The 20,567-nt window shown below is 46.6% G+C and carries 10 protein-coding genes, 1 tRNA gene and 3 pseudogenes; 5 read left to right on the forward strand and 9 right to left on the reverse strand.

Annotation, left to right across the window (positions count from 1 at the left end; genetic code table 11):
* Window positions 1–626: 626 nt before the first annotated feature.
* Both GJV44_RS02085 and GJV44_RS02090 read right to left on the reverse strand, forming a co-directional pair.
* Entirely contained in the window at window positions 627–1,862 is a 1,236-nt protein-coding gene (locus GJV44_RS02085) for a ribonucleotide-diphosphate reductase subunit beta (RefSeq protein WP_226806830.1), read from the reverse strand.
* Window positions 1,863–2,050: 188 nt separating this feature from the next.
* Window positions 2,051–5,029 carry a ribonucleoside-diphosphate reductase subunit alpha gene (locus GJV44_RS02090; protein ID WP_226806831.1) on the reverse strand — a complete coding sequence of 993 codons (2,979 nt, stop codon included), beginning with the start codon at window positions 5,027–5,029 and terminating at the stop codon, window positions 2,051–2,053.
* Between the two features lie 1,881 nt (window positions 5,030–6,910).
* On the opposite strand from GJV44_RS02090, the gene ffh reads away from it, so the two are divergent.
* On the forward strand, window positions 6,911–8,278 hold the full coding sequence (gene ffh / locus GJV44_RS02095; protein ID WP_226806832.1) for a signal recognition particle protein: 1,368 nt from the start codon (window positions 6,911–6,913) through the stop codon (window positions 8,276–8,278).
* Window positions 8,279–8,935: 657 nt separating this feature from the next.
* On the opposite strand, the gene GJV44_RS02100 is transcribed toward ffh, so the two are convergent.
* The gene (locus GJV44_RS02100; RefSeq protein ID WP_226806833.1) at window positions 8,936–9,532 is read right to left on the reverse strand and encodes a MarC family protein; all 597 of its coding nucleotides are present in this window, start codon (window positions 9,530–9,532) and stop codon (window positions 8,936–8,938) included.
* 12 nt (window positions 9,533–9,544) lie between these two features.
* Window positions 9,545–11,281, reverse strand: coding sequence for a proline--tRNA ligase (locus tag GJV44_RS02105; protein ID WP_226806834.1), 1,737 nt, complete (start codon window positions 11,279–11,281; stop codon window positions 9,545–9,547).
* 113 nt (window positions 11,282–11,394) lie between these two features.
* Between GJV44_RS02105 and GJV44_RS02110 the strand changes: the two genes are divergently transcribed.
* Entirely contained in the window at window positions 11,395–11,997 is a 603-nt protein-coding gene (locus GJV44_RS02110; RefSeq protein ID WP_226806835.1) for an RNA pyrophosphohydrolase, read from the forward strand.
* Window positions 11,998–12,634: 637 nt separating this feature from the next.
* Here GJV44_RS02110 and proB read toward each other — a convergent pair.
* The 4 genes and pseudogenes from proB to rplU all read right to left on the reverse strand — a co-directional run.
* A pseudogene (gene proB / locus GJV44_RS02115) lies at window positions 12,635–13,605 on the reverse strand (glutamate 5-kinase); the annotation flags it as partial.
* Between the two features lie 158 nt (window positions 13,606–13,763).
* Window positions 13,764–14,792: pseudogene (gene cgtA / locus GJV44_RS02120) on the reverse strand (Obg family GTPase CgtA); the annotation flags it as partial.
* Window positions 14,793–15,043: 251 nt separating this feature from the next.
* On the reverse strand, window positions 15,044–15,304 hold the full coding sequence (gene rpmA / locus GJV44_RS02125; RefSeq protein WP_226806054.1) for a 50S ribosomal protein L27: 261 nt from the start codon (window positions 15,302–15,304) through the stop codon (window positions 15,044–15,046).
* 16 nt (window positions 15,305–15,320) lie between these two features.
* Complete coding sequence (gene rplU / locus GJV44_RS02130; RefSeq protein ID WP_226806056.1) at window positions 15,321–15,632, reverse strand: 50S ribosomal protein L21; 312 nt, start codon at window positions 15,630–15,632, stop codon at window positions 15,321–15,323.
* Between the two features lie 327 nt (window positions 15,633–15,959).
* Here rplU and GJV44_RS02135 point away from each other — a divergent pair.
* Window positions 15,960–16,889 (forward strand): annotated as a pseudogene (locus GJV44_RS02135) (polyprenyl synthetase family protein).
* Window positions 16,890–16,922: 33 nt separating this feature from the next.
* A tRNA-Pro gene (locus GJV44_RS02140) sits at window positions 16,923–16,999 on the forward strand.
* Between the two features lie 482 nt (window positions 17,000–17,481).
* Here GJV44_RS02140 and GJV44_RS02145 read toward each other — a convergent pair.
* On the reverse strand, window positions 17,482–17,676 hold the full coding sequence (locus GJV44_RS02145; protein ID WP_226806058.1) for a hypothetical protein: 195 nt from the start codon (window positions 17,674–17,676) through the stop codon (window positions 17,482–17,484).
* Between GJV44_RS02145 and GJV44_RS02150 the strand changes: the two genes are divergently transcribed.
* Window positions 17,652–18,965 (forward strand): HlyC/CorC family transporter, encoded by a 1,314-nt coding sequence (locus tag GJV44_RS02150; RefSeq protein ID WP_226806065.1) that lies wholly within the window; start codon window positions 17,652–17,654, stop codon window positions 18,963–18,965. The two genes, GJV44_RS02145 and GJV44_RS02150, sit on opposite strands and share 25 nt — an antisense overlap.
* Window positions 18,966–20,567 lie beyond the last annotated feature (1,602 nt).

Here is a 20,567-nt window from a genome sequence, read left to right on the forward strand (position 1 = left end):
ACCTGATTTGAGATACTATATTGCTGTATACAGTGCATCGTGTAGCAGGCATATCTACAATGCATCAGCTAATCAGCTATCTTGATGATGTGAATTAAGAACGACTGTTAGTCGGAAACGGCCAGGCCGAATCGGGATTTAATGCAGTCTTTGCTGTATTAGTCTGCGCAGTGGTAGGGATAGCGGGCACTTTCTTAGCAGGCGATAATTTATTGGATATAACTTTCTTTGCTGCTGGTTTCTTCTTCGCAGTCACTATTTATTCTCCTTAAGATTTAGATTAGGCTAGTAAGTAGCCTTCCGTCAGAACACACTCTAGCAACACATTTTTCAACAAAGCTGCTGTGCGGAAGATGATTTTCGGCATATTTGCTAATATTTTGTTTATTGCGCTAGTGAATCTATATAGAGGTGATCTAGCAACTGCATACATCCAAAAATGACGCACGGCCGGAAGATTTTTTGGTAGGGTGACGACGCACCTATTTAACTACAGAGTTTGCACAATATGCTCGTCGTTAGCTGCCTATCTAAATAGATAGGCATACGTTGTTTGAGTGGTGTTTCTTTAAAACTTATTCGATATGTGCAATTACCGAAATCCGGGATTATACATTTGGTGTATGTTATTCCCAATTCAAGGCACCGCCTGCTTGATATTCAATTACTCGTGTTTCGAAAAAGTTGCGCTCTTTTTTTAGGTCGATCATCTCACTCATCCATGGAAATGGATTCTCTTCATTTGGAAATAACCACTCTAATCCAATTTGCTGACAGCGACGATTACAAATGAATCTCAGATAACCTCTAAACATGTTAGCGTTTAAGCCTAAAACACCGCGCGGCATCGTGTCTTCTGCATATCGATACTCTAATTCGACTGCATGCTTAAATAAGTCGAGAATCTCCTCGCGGAATTCGATAGTCCATAAATGTGGATTCTCAAGCTTGATCTGGTTGATCAGGTCGATACCAAAGTTGCAGTGTAACGACTCATCACGCAGGATATATTGGTACTGCTCAGCGGCACCAGTCATCTTATTCTGCCGCCCTAGTGCTAATATTTGTGCAAATCCTACGTAGAAGAAAAGTCCCTCCATAACGCACGCGAAAATGATTAGCGACTTTAATAGCCGCTGGTCTACATCGAGCGCTCCTGTCTTAAATGATGGATCAGTCAGCGTATGAATGAACGGGATCAAAAATTCGTCTTTTGCGCGAATTGATGATACTTCGTGATACGCATTAAAGATCTCGCCCTCATCCAAGCCGAGAGACTCAACAATATATTGATAAGCATGCGTATGAATTGCTTCCTCGAAGGCTTGGCGAAGTAGGAACTGACGGCATTCTGGTGCGGTGATGTGGCGATATGTTCCAAGAACAATATTATTTGCTGCTAACGAATCGGCCGTAACGAAGAAACCTAAATTACGCTTGACAATGCGGCGCTCATCATTGGTTAACCCATTTGGATTCTTCCAGAGCGCGATGTCGCGCGACATGTCGATTTCCTGTGGCATCCAGTGATTCGAACAGCCAGCAAGATATTTCTCCCACGCCCATTTGTACTTAAATGGCACGAGCTGATTTACGTCGGTCTTTCCATTAATAATCCGCTTGTCTGCTGCGTTTACACGCATTACCGGCGAAAGATCTAGCAATACGCTTGGTTGCTGTCTCGGCGCGAAATCCACATCACTCATGAAGATATCTTGTTCTATCGGATCAGGTGTATGAGGAGTTTGTGCCGCATACTCGACAGATTCTGCCGGATCTCTAGTCGCCGTTTTTTCTTGTACTATCGGTTGCCGAACGTTTGGGTGGGTTACAGCAGTGATCTTGTCATCCCAGTTGAGCATAAATATCGCCGTCAATCTACATCAGTTTATACTATCTTTATGCCAGAGATCAAAAAAGCGTTTTTTCATCCGAAAGCTTTTTTAGATCGCACATCGATATCTTTTATAACATTTTAATCGATGTCATTGTTGAGGCTTTCGCATTACCGAACATCGATCTACATAACAAGTGCGCCTCTATCAAAACATTATTGGCATGCTTCGCACTCATCGAATCCCGAATCGTTAAGACGCAGCGCGCATACTGACCCCGCGATCTCATTTTGTGGTTTCGCATGGGGAGGGTTATATACACCAGCGTTATGCGCCATCGAGTTAACCGATATATCACTTCTACCGTGTGTCACACCTACTCCACAGCTGCTGGATGGCACCGCATTAAGCGCGCCATGCGCAACCGTAGACTTCTCGACGTGCGTTGCAGCGATCGTACGCAAATAGTACGTCGTTTTTAACCCGCGTAACCAGGCGAGCTTGTAGATTGCATCCAGTTTCTTGCCAGATGCACCGGCCATGTAGATATTTAGCGACTGTGCTTGGTCAATCCACTTCTGCCGCCGCGATGCTGCCTCTACAAGCCACTGCGGATCTACTTCAAACGCAGTTGCATATATTTCGCGAAGATCAGCTGGAATACGATCAATACGCGCCAGTGATCCATCAAAATACTTTAAATCAGCTACCATGACCTCATCCCAGAGACCGAGCGCTTTCAGATCATGTACTAGGTATTCATTAACGACTGTAAATTCTCCTGACAGATTCGATTTTACATACAGATTCTGAAAAGTTGGCTCAATGCACGCAGATACGCCAATAATGTTAGAGATTGTTGCGGTCGGTGCGATCGCAACACAGTTGGAGTTACGCATGCCGTATGTAGCGATGCGCTCACGCAGCGCGTTCCAATCCATTGACTCAGACGAATCAACCTCAACATACCCGCCACGCGAGCCGGCAAGCAGAGTCAGCGTGTCCTGCGGCAATATTCCTTGATCCCATAGTGAGCCGCGGTACGATGGGTACTGACCACGCTCGCTCGCTAGATCAATAGACGCCCAGTACGCGTAGTAGCAAACGGCTTCCATCGAGCGGTCTGCGAACTCTACTGCCTGTTGTGATGCATATGGCGTACGCCGAAGGTGAAGGCAATCCTGAAACCCCATGATACCTATGCCGACCGGCCGATGCTTTAGATTCGAGTTGCGCGCTTTAGCAATCGCATAATAGTTGATATCGATCACATTATCGAGCATACGCATTGCGATGCCGATAGTGCGTTTGAGCTTATCATGATCCAGCATATGACGGCCGTCTCTGCCTTGCTTCATATGCGCGACAAGATTGACTGAGCCTAAGTTGCAGACTGCAATCTCGTTATCACTCGTATTTAACGTGATTTCGGTGCACAAATTCGACGAATGTACGACACCCACGTGCTGCTGCTGTGAGCGTATGTTACACGGATCTTTGAATGTAATCCATGGGTGACCGGTCTCGAACAGCATCCCGAGCATCTTGCGCCACAGTTGCGCAGCTGGAATCCTCTTAAATGGCTTGAGTTCTCCACGTGTAGCCTTCGCTTCGTATGCGACATATGCCCGCTCAAATTCATCGCCGAACTTATCATGCAAGTCCGGGCAAGTTGACGGCGAGAAGAGGGTCCAGTCGCCTCCTTCAATCACCCGCTTCATAAATAAATCTGGTATCCAGTTTGCTGTATTCATGTCGTGCGTCCGACGACGATCATCACCGGTATTCTTGCGCAGTTCGAGAAACTCCTCGATGTCCAGATGCCAAGCCTCAAGATATGCACACACGGCGCCCTTGCGTTTTCCACCTTGATTGACCGCAACCGCTGTATCGTTAACAACCTTCAGAAAGGGAACTACGCCTTGCGACTTGCCGTTAGTGCCTTTAATATGCGAGCCAAGCGCACGCACGCGGGTCCAGTCGTTGCCAAGGCCGCCAGCGAACTTCGACAATAGTGCGTTTTCCTTTAGTGCCTCATAGATGCCGTCCAGATCGTCTGCTACTGTCGTTAAGTAGCAGGACGACAGTTGCGTTCGGCGCGTGCCGGAGTTAAACAGCGTTGGTGTTGAGCTCATAAAGTCGAACGTCGATAATATATTGTAGAACTCGATTGCCCACGCTTCACGGTCAATTTCGTTTAGTGCAAGCCCCATCGCCACCCGCATAAAGAACGCCTGAGGCATTTCAATGCGCCGCTCGTCTATATGCAGGAAATAACGGTCATACAGTGTCTGTAGACCGAGATAGCCGAATTTCAGATCACGCGAGGCATCCAGTGCGTTTCCTAGTTTCTTTAAGTCGAATTGAAGTAACTTTTCATCGAGCAACCCGGCTTCGACACCTCGCTCTAAGAACTGAGGGAAATACTCTGCATACCGGTTTTCCATTTCGGACTGCAGTACCTCTTCGCCAAAGATCTCATGACGCATCGTATGCAGTAGAAGGCGAGCGGTAACCCGGTTATAGGCCGGCTCTTTCTCAATCATTATGCGCGCAGCGAGGATTGCTGAGTTGTAGACCTGCGACAGTGGCACGCCATCGTAGAGATTCTTGAGTGTTTCGGCGATGATCGGTTCCGCGCTCACCGACTCACCGCACTCATCACAGGCGGATGCAATCACCCTGCACAATGCAGCAAGATTCAGTGGCCTTACGATACCATCTTCGTTGACATTTAACTCGCTTTTCGCTGGTTTTTGTACTGATGCATTCCCGCGTTCTACAGCGCGTTTCTCGCGATACAGCACGTAAGCGCGCGCAGTATTATGCTCACCAGCCCGCATTAAAGCGAGTTCGACCTGGTCTTGAATATCTTCAATATGAAAAGTACCGCTATTCGGTCGACTACGCACGAGCGCGTACACGATCGCCTGCGTTAGCCGATCCACTAATTCGCGCATGCGCGCTGATGCGGCACCCTGACCGCCATTAATGGCGAGAAAAGCCTTAGTCAGTGCAATGGCGATCTTTGACGGCTCAAACGACACTACACTCCCGTTTCGACGAATGATCTTGTAGTCGGTAAGCATCGCCTGCGGTATCAATACGCATGTGCTATGAGCAACGCCACCGACATGTGGCACACAGGCTGCAGCACTGGGATATTGAGACGTAACATTCTCGGTGGTTTGCATGGGCAAAACTCCTGATCTTTTATTTCATGCTGCGGTGAATTTTCGTTCTTAAAATAAGCAGGGCCTGATAACGACGTATTGGCAAAATACTATGCACAGAGCAACAATATCTAGTATTTTTACTTTGCATATATACACCCAATTCAGGGTAGATTTATTTAAGATCCTACGAATAAATTTTCATCTAGAGACTTGACTTCTTAGCATGTGCTATCAGCAGCTAGCTGCCCGCTATGAAGAATATGCAGAGATACTAAACGTCTCCAAGCGGTACAGCATAAATCCGCGTACAGCACGTTCAGTGTAAATAAGAAAAAACTGTCGCTAGCAGCGCTAGCTGCATTCATAGCCGATTCCCGTTCAAATGCGGCCCTGGATCAGTCTTTCAACCTAGGGCGATGTCTTCATGGTCGGCCATAACAGTAATTGGACAGCACCTAAACAGTGCGGCGCACAATTGCCTTAGCGTCTTGTACTAAGGCTCACAGGTATACTTATCTAAGTCCTGTTATACGATGCAGATTAAAACACGAGATGCTACATCTCACGCAGTTATACATACAAGAGTGCAACTTGTAATCCAGTTGGTTGATAAACCATCCCGACATCGCGGTACTATCAAACCTTCCCGTCAGAAACTGATTTTTAGGATATCACCAGTATTTGCTTGACCACTGTGGCACTCACACTAAGATTCGCACAGCAAATATGCTAGGCAGACGGAGACTATCCAGCATATTGATACAGTGGCTCTGGCGCCGTATCACCGTCATCACCAATCTAGTCTGCGCCAGACTGGCAGGGGTGAGCTATACACAATTTAAGCGCGTCGGCGCTGCGTCATTGTTTTCAGCTAGCCCTGATTCGTAGTAAGGAGCGTGGTCGGTGAAACAAAAGATAGCCCCCCCTACCAACCACTGCCCCGATTCTTATTGGTACTGCGCGCACAGAATGCACATACTGCTAACGTATGTGGTGAACTCATTGTTCAGGGTCTACTTCGTGTTGATTAGTGTTGCATATAGGTTGTTAGTAATCGCCGCCTTGCATGCGCTTGCGGTGTTGCCGAATAGCATGGGCTAGAACCACCTGTGCGTAACCAATTATCGAGTTAGTTCGATGTTCCGCTAAGCACTATTAGCGCTGAAAAAATTCTATTTCGCTCGAACATTTCAAGCTTCTTCATACCAATACTGCCACTGATGAGCAACATATGTTTTATCGAGCAACTCATTGTCTAGACCGTTAAGCTAGGTTACAAAAACGCGCTCAAGTTTATGTCATAGATCATATACAGCACTATTACTAGTGGAACATCATGAGCGTGGTCTATTTTAGAAGTGCTGTTGCAGCGCATAGTGGTCTGCCACATGTGCGAGACTTGCAGCACTACTTGCATTGCGCTCTATGTATAATTTGTTCATCGTATGTAGAACCACACAGGCAATCGGCACCAAGAGAAATCGCATCCCATCAGGAAAACGCTTAGCCCAGAAAACACCCGCACCCGGACCACATCATTAATGATCATTCGAAGATAAAGACCAACACATCATTGTGTTAGCTACGAAACTGTCATATGCAGCACTAGATTGGTAAATAACATCACACGTTTGTCTGAGACAATGCAGTTACCAGTGACACTGGTAACAGAATGCTTTGCAGATTATACACATGCTGATATACTTGCTAAGTAGCTATGCTAAAAGCACCATATAAAAGTACAATAAAAAATGCTGTACTATGCAGATAGTCATCATTTTATAGTAGTATCCGCTGTCAGCTGTTCTAGATTTCGCAGATTTCATATGTGTTTTAAGATCGAGCGGGCACCATTCGATCATACTCGTGTCCGCGTACAGCGAACCGCACAAAACTTTCATGCTCGATAATCTTACACAACGTATGACACGCGTCATGAAGACGCTACGCGGTGAAGCACGGCTCACCGAGGCCAACACGCAAGAAATACTGCGTGAAGTGCGTTTGGCACTGCTCGAGGCAGACGTCGCGCTTCCCGTAGTTCGCGAATTTATCGCTAAGGTCCAGGAAAAAGCACTTGGCGCGAAAGTAATCAGTAGCTTGACGCCCGGGCAGGCTCTAGTCGATATCGTTCAAAAAGAATTAACCTTAGTGATCGGTGGCGGCCGCAATAGCAGGGCGGCCGAGTTGAACTTAGCAGTTACACCACCGGCCGTAATTTTAATGGTAGGTCTACAGGGCGCTGGCAAAACCACTACGGTCGGCAAGTTAGCCAAACTCCTGCGCGAGAAACAGAAAAAGAAAGTTCTGACCGTATCCTGTGATGTGTATCGACCCGCGGCAATCGCACAACTTAAAAGCGTCACCGAGCAGACTGGTGCAGATTTCTTTTCATCCCAACCGAACCAAAATCCGCTGGATATTTCTCGGGCTGCATTAGATTGGGCTAAGCGCCACTATCACGATGTATTGATCGTGGATACAGCTGGACGGTTTAGTATTGATGATAAAATGATGAAGGAAATTGCTGGGTTGCACGCGCAGCTCAGACCGGCCGAGACACTGTTCGTCGTTGATGCCATGCTTGGACAAGATGCAGTTAATATCGCAAAGACTTTCAGTGATGCACTACCGCTCACTGGAATCGTGCTCACTAAGCTTGATGGCGATTCGCGCGGCGGTGCGTCGCTATCCGTTCACTATGTAACAGGTCGGCCTATTAAGTTCGTTGGCATTGGCGAAAAGCTAGACGGTTTAGAGATCTTCTACCCGGAACGAATGGCCAACCGGATCCTAGGTATGGGGGATATCCTTGCGCTAGTTGAAGAGGCGCAGCGTAGTATGGATATACTAACCGCGGAGAAGCTTGCCGAGAAGGTTAAAAAAGGCGGCGCTTTTGATCTAAATGACCTGCGCGCCCAACTATCACAAATGAAGAAAATAGGCGGCTTATCAGCACTCATAGACAAGCTTCCGGCACAATTTCATCAGGCTTCTAGTGGTGCTAATATACCTCAAGCCGAAAAACAAATCTATCGCATGGAAGGGATCATAAATTCGATGACACCATCTGAGCGCGCTAAGCCGGATCTGATTAAAGCAAAGCGCAAGCGACGTATCGCGACTGGAGCCGGCGTACAGGTACAGGAGGTAAACCGGATGCTAAACCAGTTTGAACATATGCGCAGCATAATGAAGAAAATAAAAGGCAGCAGTCTACAGAATATAATACACAGCATAAAAAGTGTGCTACCCGGCCCCCGTTGAATTGAGCCGCCCGGCGGCGGCTATCTCGAATTTTCTCTCCGGCACTCGTGGCATCTTCTGCGTTGTAAGCATGCTAGTATATTCCTACTAAAATACAAAAAACCGCGAGGAAGTTTCTAGACATTGTCTACATCACAGAGAAGATCGTGTTGTCCGCCGACGTGGCGGACTAAATTTTATTGATAGCAATCGACAATTCGGGGGGTAATACATGATAAGTTCTCGTCTAGGATTTCTGTTATTTCTGTTATGGGCAATAGCTGTAGTTTTGGCGATATCACAACACAATGTGTGGCACATAATGTGCAGCAGCCCGCGGCTCTAGCAAGAATGAGTCAAAACCGTACGCACTAGTGCTCAACGAGATTGCAGCTCAAGGAAAACAGCTAGCAGTCATCCCGAAACGGCTCGCTGAAAAAAGATCTAGTGGCTTTAGTATGGATCGCTGCGCGAGAAGATAGAATTATTGTGAAGATAAAAAAATACACTTAGATTCCCGTGGTGTCCTAATTTTAAATTAGTATATATTTGGCTGTGTAATAAAGACTAAAGGGTATTGGCGTAACCTGATTACGCCTTCTTGCCTGAAAGGCAACGCCTGAATACCCAGTGTAGGCTACTGTTCGGCTTTGCTTTTTTACTTTGAGATTGCAAATCTCAACACTGTCGCATAAAAATCCGGATACCCTCGAGAATCATCTCTACTGCAATTCCGACGAATACGAGCCCCATTAACCTCTCAAAGGCGGCAACAGCACGTGTGCCGACCCATCGCTGAATCTTATCGGCTAGCAGAAGAACGAGCGCACACACGATCATCGTCACCGTTAACGCACCAATCCATTTCAGCATCTTGCCTGGCGCCTGAGATGTCAACAGCATAACGGTTGTAATGGCTGATGGTCCTGCCAGCGCAGGAATAGCAAGTGGAACGATTAGCGGTTCACCGAGCGACTCGCCACCCAATGGACCTTCCGCGTGTGGAAAAATCATCCGAAGCGCAATTAAAAATAGTACGATCCCCCCCGCTAGTCGCAACGATAAATCTGTCAAATGCATCATGTGCAAGAACGCATGTCCGGCTAGCATGAATACCAGCAGTATAATAAACGCGATGGCTACCTCACGCAGAATCACTCTTGGTCGCCTCTCCTCAGCGACATTTCGTAATACATTAATAAATAATGGGATATTACCCAGCGGATCCGTAATTAGGATCAGTAGGACTGTTGCGGACAGGAATGTGTATTGCACGGCTGTGGTCCTTCAGTGCGCCAGTGCTGCACACACTCTATCGACAACCCATGTTGTCGCCTGTTCAAGCGGCAACAGTGGTTGCGTCACATCACGGCGGCTTTGATACTCGATTTTACCCTCCTTGAGACCACGATCACTGATCACGAGACGGTGTGGTACGCCAATTAACTCCCAATCCGAAAACATGACACCAGGCCGCTCACCACGGTCATCCAAGATTACGTCAACACCCGCGTTAAGTAGCTCATGATAGAGCTTATCCGCCTGCTTGCGCACTGCGTTGCTGCGCTGATAGTCCATGGGGCAGAGCACCAAATGAAATGGCGCAATAACCTCTGGCCAGATAATTCCACGTTCATCGGAATTCTGTTCGATTGCTGCACCTAGAATTCGTGTGATGCCAATTCCATAGCACCCCATCGTTATCGGTGCTGATTTGCCATGCTCGTCTAGAAACATCGCGCCCATGGATTTTGAGTACTTCGTACTTAGCTGAAACACATGCCCAACCTCAATGCCACGGCACAGTTCTAGCTTGCCGCAGCCATCCGGTGATGGATCACCTTTTCTCACGTTGCGCAAGTCTGCTACTTCTGGCGAAGGCAAGTCTCGGCCCCAGTTAACACCCGTGGTATGGTGGTCCACCTCATTCGAACCTACGACGAAATCGCTCATATTCGCTACAGTGTAGTCTGCAACTACTCTTACCGGCTTGCGCATGTTCAACGGCCCTAAATAGCCAGTCGGCGCGCCGAGCCAATCTATGATTTCCTGCTCAGTAGCAAACCGATAGCGAGCCTGCCCCAACACTTTGCTAGCCTTAATTTCGTTCAATTCATGGTCACCACGTAATAGCAGAAGCCAAATCGTCGGGTCAGCGCTTTCGTTATCTACTGCTAACACAATCGACTTAATCGTACGCTCTAACCCAATACCTAGATAATCAGCTACTTGCTCGCATTTCACTTTACCTGGTGTGATCTTCTTTATCAGCGGCTCACTCGGTGACGCGCGAGATGCGATTAATGATAAGGCTTCAGCTGCCTCAATATTGGCCGCATAGTTTGAACTAGGACAATACGCGATCGCATCTTCGCCAGTTGCGGCGGTCACATGAAATTCGTGTGACTCTGTGCCACCAATCGATCCGTTATCAGCTGACACCGCACGAAACTTCAGCTTCAAGCGAGTGAAAATCTTAACGTACGCATCGTACATTTTCTGGTACGACAACTGCAATCCGGCATAATCGCGATCGAACGAATACGCATCCTTCATAATGAACTCGCGCCCCCGTATCACCCCGAACCTAGGGCGGATTTCGTCGCGGAACTTAGTCTGTACCTGGTAAAAATTCACAGGCATCTGGCGGTAGCTCTTAATTTCCTTTCGCGCGATATCGGTAACTACTTCTTCATGAGTTGGTCCGACAACAAAGTCACGGTTGTGGCGGTCTTGCAAGCGTAGCAGTTCTGGGCCATATTGATTCCAGCGACCGGATTCCTTCCATAACTGAGCTGGTTGCACCGCTGGCATTAATAGCTCAATCGCTCCGGCTCGGTTCATCTCTTCGCGTACGATCGCCTCTATTTTGCGGATCGAGCGCAACCCAATTGGCATATAGTTGTAGATACCGCCGGCGACTCGGCGAATCATTCCCGCTCTAATCATTAGCTGGTGACTAACGATTTCAGCATCGGCTGGCACTTCCTTTAACGTGCCGATGAAAAAACGTGAAGCTTTCATTCTCAAGTGGTTCCAAAACGAGGGCACCGGCATACCTCACTCTAGCCGGGTCCGCACGGCGCCCATTAACTGTTTATAATAAAAATAATTTTAAAGGATTCGAAGGTGATTGTATGCTGGATCGTGAAGGCTTTCGCCCGAACATCGGCATTCTCCTCTTAAACGCGCGAAACGAGGTTTTTTGGGGTAAGCGACTGCGTGAGCAGTCCTGGCAGTTTCCGCAAGGCGGCATCAAATATGGCGAGACACCTCTACAAGCGATGTTTCGAGAATTACACGAAGAAACTGGTTTAAGACCCGAGCATATCAAAGTCATCGGTCGCACACGTAACTGGTTGCGTTACGAGGTTCCCAACAAGTATATAAAGCGCGAGGTCCGCAGTCACTATCGTGGACAGAAACAGCTCTGGTTTTTATTGCGTATGATCGGACGGGACTGTGACATCTGCTTACGCGCAACCGATTATCCGGAATTTGACGCGTGGCGCTGGAACAGTTACTGGGTTCCGCTAGACGCCGTTATCGAGTTCAAAAGAGATGTATATCAAATGGCCCTAACTGAGCTTTATCACTTCATGCGAAGGAAACCTGGACGCTATGAACGTTCTGCATCGCAACAGAGCGGCCAGCAGCCAATACCACATATAAACGTGGCAACCGTATCAATTGATACGGTATATTTAGACACCGAGGCTAGCGCCAAGCCACTAATATGATTAGTGCATTAGCTTTCTTGCCCGCAGATCACTATTTTCAGAAACTGTTGAATGATGTAGTCTGGAGATCCACGTTTTATCTTCACAGGTTAGTGTAGCATTTTTTTCTGAGAATCTTTCCTGAAACATGCTATAGCAGTCACACTTGATTATCCATTACACCTACGTCGAGCTATATATACAACCGTCTCTCTTCGGAAGACACAGACGATGTCGTACAGCTATACAGCTATACTGAGATGCTGACAGAGTAGAAATTTATGAAACCACGGCACAGCAAACAGAGCATACCTCGAGTGTATGCTCACTACATGCTTGCCGGGCCACGTCATACCAAGATCAACTTCAACTATTCGAAGATCAAGATCTTTCGATTGTCTAGAGTATTTATTACATCTGCTATAAATAGATAAACTGAGTAGTAATGCAGGCTTCTCTTAAAATAGCCTAACCCGAGTTTATATATTGCAGTTCTGTAGGATGCCTACAGGCACTTTTCTAATGCTCAGTATCATTACGTTGTCCCGGTAGATTAGTGCTGGCTCAAGCATATAATTAAGAATCTACTTAATCTCTGAACCTAGATATCAGCGCAGCAACGCTGATATAGATTATTCATCTACGTATCTCTTCACAGCCTTCCTCGTCGAAACATGCACTCATCTCCACCTCGAAAAATATCTTGAACATCGACGACACTTATTGATAATAGACTCTTGCTGTCGCAAGTCAGCTTCTCAACCGTGTTCGGACTCATCAGGACATAGCCACTTTGTAGGTGGTATCCTACATCCGCTGCGTGCCCGCGCTGTTGTGTGCGCGCAGCGCAATAAGTTGTGTGCCGATTAGTTCTCCTCCAGCAAGCCGGATTAATACATCTGGCTCCCGCCCGTTGGCGATAACTGTATCTATGCCGATATGTGCAGCACGTTTAGCAGCTAGGACCTTAGTCAGCATTCCTCCTCGGCCGAGGCTTGTGCCGGCGCCACCAGCCATTCTCTCCAACGCTGGATTGCCGGCATCGGCCTCTTGCACTAGCATCGCAGCAGGATCCCTGCGCGGATCGGCTGTATATAAACCACACTGGTCAGTTAGGATTACTAGAACATCCCCTTCGATTAGATTTGCTACCAATGCGCCTAATGTATCGTTGTCACTAAACTTAATCTCATCTGTAGCGACAGTGTCATTCTCATTGACAATCGGTACTACACCAAGCCTGAGTAGCGTAAGCAGCGTTGAGCTTGCATTCAGGTAACGCTCTCGATCAATAAGGTCAGCGTGTGTAAGCAGGATCTGCGCTGTTCGAATTGAATACTCCGAAAATTGGCTTTCATAAACCTGTACTAATCCCATTTGGCCGACTGCGGCCGCAGCCTGCAGCTCGGCAATCTCGCGCGGACGCTGGCTCCAGCCTAGTCTCTGCATACCCTCCGCAATTGCACCAGAGCTAACCAGCACTACTTCTTTTTTCTGCTGCCGCAATGCAGCGATTTGTGCAGCCCATCGTCCGATCGCATCATGATCTAGTCCACGCCCGTTATTGGTTACCAAACTCGAGCCTACTTTCACAACCAACCGTTGTGCACTAGTAACGATCGAACGCATAATTCTGCTGTCCTTATATTTCCATATAATACCGTTTTTCGCGCTGACGGTAGTCGACGCGCGTCGATCTTGAGTAGTATCTCGCTACTACAACATACTGCTGCGTTATCCTGGGACTGTACGTCGACTGCTAAGTCTGCATTATCAACGCATCATGCTGCGCCACGCTCCGCCAGCCCAGTCTTAAGTAAGTAAGCGTAGACCGCATAACACAGATTTTTGCAGCCTAGGCCAGTAAGTGCTGAGACCTGAAACATCGGTCCATGCCAACCGAATCGCTCCACGAAATCAGTCACGCGCGCCTCGCGCTCGTTTTTTGGACTCATGTCAATCTTATTTAATACAAGCCACCTAGGCTTGCGATAAAGTGCCTCATCATACTTTCGTAGTTCGTTAACAATCGCGCTCGCTTCCATAACTGGATCAACACCGTCATCGAATGGAATAAGATCTACTATATGTAATAGTATTCCACTACGCTGCAGATGCCGGAGGAACTGGTGCCCTAATCCAGCACCTTCGGCAGCACCTCCAATCAAGCCCGGAAGATCAGCTACTACAAAGCTTTTCTCGGGTCCAATCCGTACTACACCAAGATTTGGTGCAAGAGTGGTAAATGGATAGTTGGCAATTTTCGGTTTTGCGTTTGATACTGCCGTAATAAAAGTTGATTTTCCTGCATTAGGCATTCCTAGCAAACCGACATCTGCCAGCACCTTCAATTCGAGCTTGAGTATGCGGCGCTCGCCTAGTTTACCTTCGGTTTTTTTCCGAGGCGCCCGGTTCGTGCTAGACTTAAAGTGTAGGTTTCCAAGTCCACCGACAGCACCTTTAGCAAGCAGCATGCGTTGATTATGCTTAGTTAGGTCGGCAATTACCTCATTAGTATCTATGTCTGTAATTACTGTCCCAACCGGCATCCGTAATGTGATATTGTCGCCTTTTTTGCCGTAGCAGTCTGAACCTCGCCCATCTTTTCCGTTACGTGCTTGATACTTTTTTGTATAGTGGTAATCAATTAGCGTATTAATATTGCGATCTGCGACAGCATAAACGTTTCCGCCGTGGCCGCCATCACCTCCATCTGGCCCACCAAATGGAATAAATTTTTCGCGGCGCATAGATGCACTGCCATCTCCTCCGTCACCAGCGATAACATTAATATTCGCTTCGTCGATGAACTTCATTTAAATGACCCCGTTTTGCTTGCACTGTTCACTACACTGGCGCACGGTTGGCGGACTGTACCGCCTCGGTGATTTTTTGGCACAAAACTTTTCTTATCAGCGCTAAGCAAAAGGCCTCGCGGATTGCGAGGCCTTTTGCTTAGCGCTCTTATATACCATACTGATAGCCTTGCTTTAGGCGATGTTACCTGGCGCATTTGGAAAGATGCCAGATATATATGCAGCTGGTTTGCGTAGCGGCTATTAAGTCATCAAGTGGCCGGGACTACACTAACCATGTGCTTTTTTTCCGCACCCTTTACTGCAAAGCAAACATAGCCATTGGTTAAAGCGAACAGCGTATGATCTTTTCCGATCCCAACATTGTTTCCGGCGTGCATTCGCGTTCCACGCTGACGCACGATAATACTACCGGCATTGATTGTCTGGCCACCGAATACCTTGACGCCGAGACGCTTGCTTTCGGAATCGCGGCCGTTCCTAGAAGAACCACCCGCTTTTTTATGTGCCATCGTCGCTCCTTGGATGTTATGCGTTTATTGCATCGACGCGCAATTCAGTATAACTCTGGCGGTGTCCGCTATGCTTCTGATAATGCTTACGGCGACGCATCTTGAAAATCTTCACCTTCGTATTTCGGCTATGCGCTACTATAGTAGCCTTAACAGACGCTCCACTCACTAGCGGCGTACCGAACTGAATCGATTCACCCTCGCCTACGGCAAGTATTTGGTTGAGCGTGATTACAGCGCCAATGTCTGCCGGTATCTGTTCTACTTTCAGTTTTTCACCGGCAGCGACCTTGTACTGTTTTCCACCGGTTTTTATAACCGCGTACATTGTTGAGCCTCACTTGACAAGTAGCTCGGATTCGAACCACTTTATTCATTTTAAATGCGCATTTTGCACTTTGTGTATCTATGCGAAATCGCACAGATACGACTGACTATATAGGGATTTTTAGGACAGGTCAAAACCTGATGTAGATCGGGGGAGGCGCACAATAGTGGAGACGCCATCTGCTTATCTAAACGCGCTGTACTTAAGATACCCTTGATAGTCTCAGTCTCTTATATAAGACTGTTTTTACCTTATTTTTTGAGGTCCATATTGTTAACACCGTTCGCAACCGCTACACTAGCGTCTATTGCTGACGACATGTAGAAAGTGAATCATGTCATCCGCATATAGATCGTGTCGGACATCATCTCAATTAATAAGATTGCCGAATACATCATCGGTGCAGGCAGAAAGCAACTGCGTCCTTCCCTGCTATTGCTAGTAGCAAATGTACTAGAGAGCCTGCAGAGGCTACCGGCATACGCTCGCTAGCGGGCAGTAATTGAGCTCATCCATACAGCGACACTGCTCCATGATGATGTGGTAGATAATCACGGTTTCGGCAAAGCAAAAAACTGTCAAACGCTGTTTAGCAACGCCGCTAGCGGTGCTAGCGGCGGCGATTTTCTATATTCACGTGCGTTCCAGATACAAATTCAGATGATGGTCGCGTTCGATAACTGATGTAGAATGCAGATTCTAGCGGACGCTACTAACGTAATCGCAGAAAGCGAAGTATTGCAGTGATTTCATATGCATGAACTAGATTTAGATCATGCATGCTATATTCGAGTAATCTGTTACAAAACAGCTAAGTTGTTCGAGGCAGTAGCCTGGTTAGGTGCCGTTATCACTGGCGCACCACTTCTAATAGAATCTTCTGCCAGCGAGTTTGGCCGTACAATTGGCACCGCTTTCTAGATCGTAGGCGATCTGGCATAGGTACACCCGAATCAATGGGTAAGAATGCCGGTGACGACTTACGCGAAGAAAAGCCGACTCTACCGCTTATTTATTTGATGCAGCCCGGGTACCACTGAGCAGGCACAACTAGCCAGAGATGCTATTCAGCATGGCTAAGCTGACCACTTCGACACGCTTGTAATGCTATTATGAATCTGGTGTATTCGCCTATACACTGCGCTGTGCTTAAGAAAAGATACAGGCTGCGGCACACGCTATTTTTTCATTTCTAGATTTCAGATTTAGGAATCACTGCTAAGATTTTGCTCTTACACGGCTGCGCAGCGGTCTTGAAATAAAAAATGCCCATCCAATCTATCCAAAATTCGGGGTGTAGCTTAGTTTGGTAGAGCGCTACGTTCGGGACGTAGAAACCGGAGGTTCAAATCCTTCCACTCCGACCATAATATAATCAGTGTTTTATTAATAAAAATTTACATCTAGTTGCACCAACGTAGCTTCTACTAATTTCTAGTAGAAAGATATACCTTCTTCGCTGAAGCTTGCGCAGCGGGAAGCTTTATTTCAGCAACCTAAGATCAAAACTAATATTCTGCATCTTTGCAATGACGCTAGAGCATCAAACGACTGATAAATACAATTACTTGCGCGCAAAATACAAAATACCTCACTTAATTTTTCCTCTACCTCATCAGTGAAAGCGTACTGAGATGCGCACGAGAAGGGTTCTCGCCTAGAGAGCCTGGAGACTTTCAAACCCGACTGCTTAGAAGTACGCAGCCACCCCACCCCTAAAAAAGCACAGGACTACTCCGCAGCTGCAAGCACTAACGGCGCTTCTACTCCTGAAAAGAGTATAATAATGGTTGGTCTATAGATACAACCTCAGCTGGTAATACAAATTACACCATGACGCTATGCTTGATCAGTCTCTACCTACCCCCCTCCACCATTCGGGGGAATGAAATAAAATTTTGGACTTGTGCCCCTGGATCGTGGCACCATATTGCCCTACCCAGTTCTTATATAAACGTTCACGCGACACCCTGATATAGTTGATCTCATTATCCCGTAGCCGGCGTTCGGCTTCTTCACGTGGAAACTCTCCCTCTTTTAGCACAAATTAGCGCCGTAGTTATTCTACTACTCACGTCAGGCTTCTTTTCGATGCTAGGAACTGCTGTGATGGGATTAAATAACTATCGGCTACATGATCTAGCAGATAAGGGTGTACTAAGCTCAAAAACGATGCAGCGCTTACTGTTGCATACCGACCAGTTGCTATCCGTCGTTCTGATCGTCAATTATCTTCTAAATGTCACTATACCGGTGATTGCGACGTCAATCGTGCTGAATGCGCTTGGCAATCATAGCCTAGTGCTATTGATTACTATTGGGAGTGTTACACTGCTAATTTTTGTATTCGCTGAAATCACGCCGAAAATCATTGGAACAGCCTATTCTGAAAAAATCGCGTTGCTAGCTAGCCTCATTATTAAACCACTGGTTACTGGTTCCCGGCCTCTGATCTGGCTCATCAACACTCTAACTAACAGCATCTTATACATACTGCGTATTAACACGAAAAGCGGAAGTGATCTGCACTTGTCTAACGACGAGTGGCGTAGACTTGTACTAGAATCGAGTAGTTGTATTTCAAGTAAGCGCCGCAGAATTCTGCTGAATCTGTTCGGCCTAGATAGCATCTCAGTTGATGATGTTATGATCCCACGACGCCAAATCGAAGCTTTAGACTTCGATATGCCGTTCGACTACTTAGTCCGGCAGTTAGAAACCTGTCATCATAATAAGTTGCTTCTCTATCAGGGAGATATTGACCGTGTGCTTGGCATGCTCCATGTACGAAAAACCCTAGCTGCACTACACAACCAAGCCTTTGAGCGCGAGAAGCTCCGCGAGTTACTCGCGGATCCATATTTTGTTCCTAGTGGAACTCCGGTGTTCCAGCAGTTACAGTTCTTCCAGAAAAACCAGCACCGCATGGCGCTAGTCGTCAACGAATATGGAGAAGTCCAGGGACTTGTAACACCGGAGGATATTATCGAGGAGCTAATTGGTGAGTTGACAACGAGACTGCCATCTACAGCAAATAGTGTATCAAACGGATGGAATGCACAAGGAGAATGTATCGTTTCTGGCAGCATTCCGTTGCGGGAGCTAAATCGTCGGCTTAATCTAAGGTTGCCACTCGATGGCCCAAAGACATTGAATGGACTCATACTAGAACGCTTAGAAGCAATCCCAGAAGGCGATGTAGGTCTGATGATCAGCAACACACGTATGCAGGTCATGCAGATTAATAATCAAGCTATCCGTACTGTGAAACTATTCCGGACTACGCAGTTGGATACTGCACAGCCCACTGTAGCAGAACAGTCGAATACCTAGGCTTGCTGATTCTTATAATTAGACGATTTGTCATTTATTCTCTGCCTAAATAATGCGAAAATGCTACGACCGAGCAAGATTCACGTATCCATCACTTTTGTTGCGAGCGAATCACTCAAATAGTTCAGCACATGTTGCCCCTGATAGTGGTACACCCACTTGACAATCAGATATTTTCATTTCATGGAGCTGACTCACTCCGCAGCACATACTAGTTGTCAGTATGCTAATCTATTGCTCTCCAGTACGGCCTCATTCTACTTATAAATAATTGATAAAAGTTAGTATATGCCGTGCCTCGAATATTTATATTGAGCTAAGCTCCGACATTAATCACAGATTAAAGTACATACATCGTTAGATATCCACTGGACTGAGCAATCGACAGGGATAACCAATTAGCGTCGCTTTACCTAGTTCTAAGTCCGGTGAATTCCGCGCGTTGATGCTTCTGCGTTGATGCTTCTGCCCCATAAGCTGAATCTGATAAGGTTAGATCTTAATGTTACTGAGCTATTGGGTCTGTACGCTATCCTCGGTACAGCATACCTGGTGAAACCAACATATAGGCACTATAGCAAGACGCTAACACTTTATATATAGCGGCTGAGGATTTATCTAAGATCGAGATTACCTAGAATAAACTAGGTATAGAGAAACGAGCAGATAGATATAAGTTTAGCTTTGATACTACGCACGTTGCTGTAGTAAAACTTAGGTGTAATTATGGCATCTGTGTACTATATAGTGGGCAGCAGTACTTAATCCTTTCATACCAAAATAGTAGATAGTAGCATTATACTTCGCGTTTCGACCTGTCGTTACACCCCCCCTCTAGGCAGTCACGTACCCAGTATGGGAATACTAGTATAAACATACTGGGTACGTGACTGCCATGAAAGAATATCGCTCCAGAGGTTATTGCAGAAAAAATCAATACGCATGCAATAAAAGCTGGATGCCGTCCCCTATTAAAGCTTTTTCGCTTTCTCGGCCACCTATGTGCCTTACGACGATTGGGGCAGCCGATAGGCAACTGACGGTAAACGCCGTCGAGAAACGTGCTGCGATAGCTTGACGAAGGCTTCGCTCAACTTGCGGATACCACCTAGGACTGAGTGACTATATACCGTACCCGGTATCCGGCTACGAAACATTTTTACTAATATCGTTCGTAAATTCTCAGACCTACGCGGAACGTAGTCCGCTGTCCGGGCATATACCAATGCATATTTCGGCAATAATCCTGGAAGCATAGGAAACAGAGCAATGTTAGCATTCCTTGACCAATATGTTGAATGTCTTAAGAATGCCTAAATGGCATCAATAGTAATACTACAATAGATACTATGTGTCATAGTATCTAGCATACATAACACCACTCAGCCGAGTGTCACGCACACAGCGGCTGTCTATTGAATATCATGGCCTATAATAATCGCGCTCACAAAATAAGCTAGCACGGCCGGAATCACACTAGCTGATATTGGTACCTAGGATGATTGGCTTATAGCGAAACGAATGGGTTTGCTCGAACCACTATCCGCACTGATTATTATTATCAGTTAGGTGCACTGATTATCATGTTTATAGCTTCTATAT

It is taken from the genome of Candidatus Vallotiella adelgis, from assembly GCF_020541305.1.
Classification (GTDB): domain Bacteria; phylum Pseudomonadota; class Gammaproteobacteria; order Burkholderiales; family Burkholderiaceae; genus Mycetohabitans; species Mycetohabitans adelgis.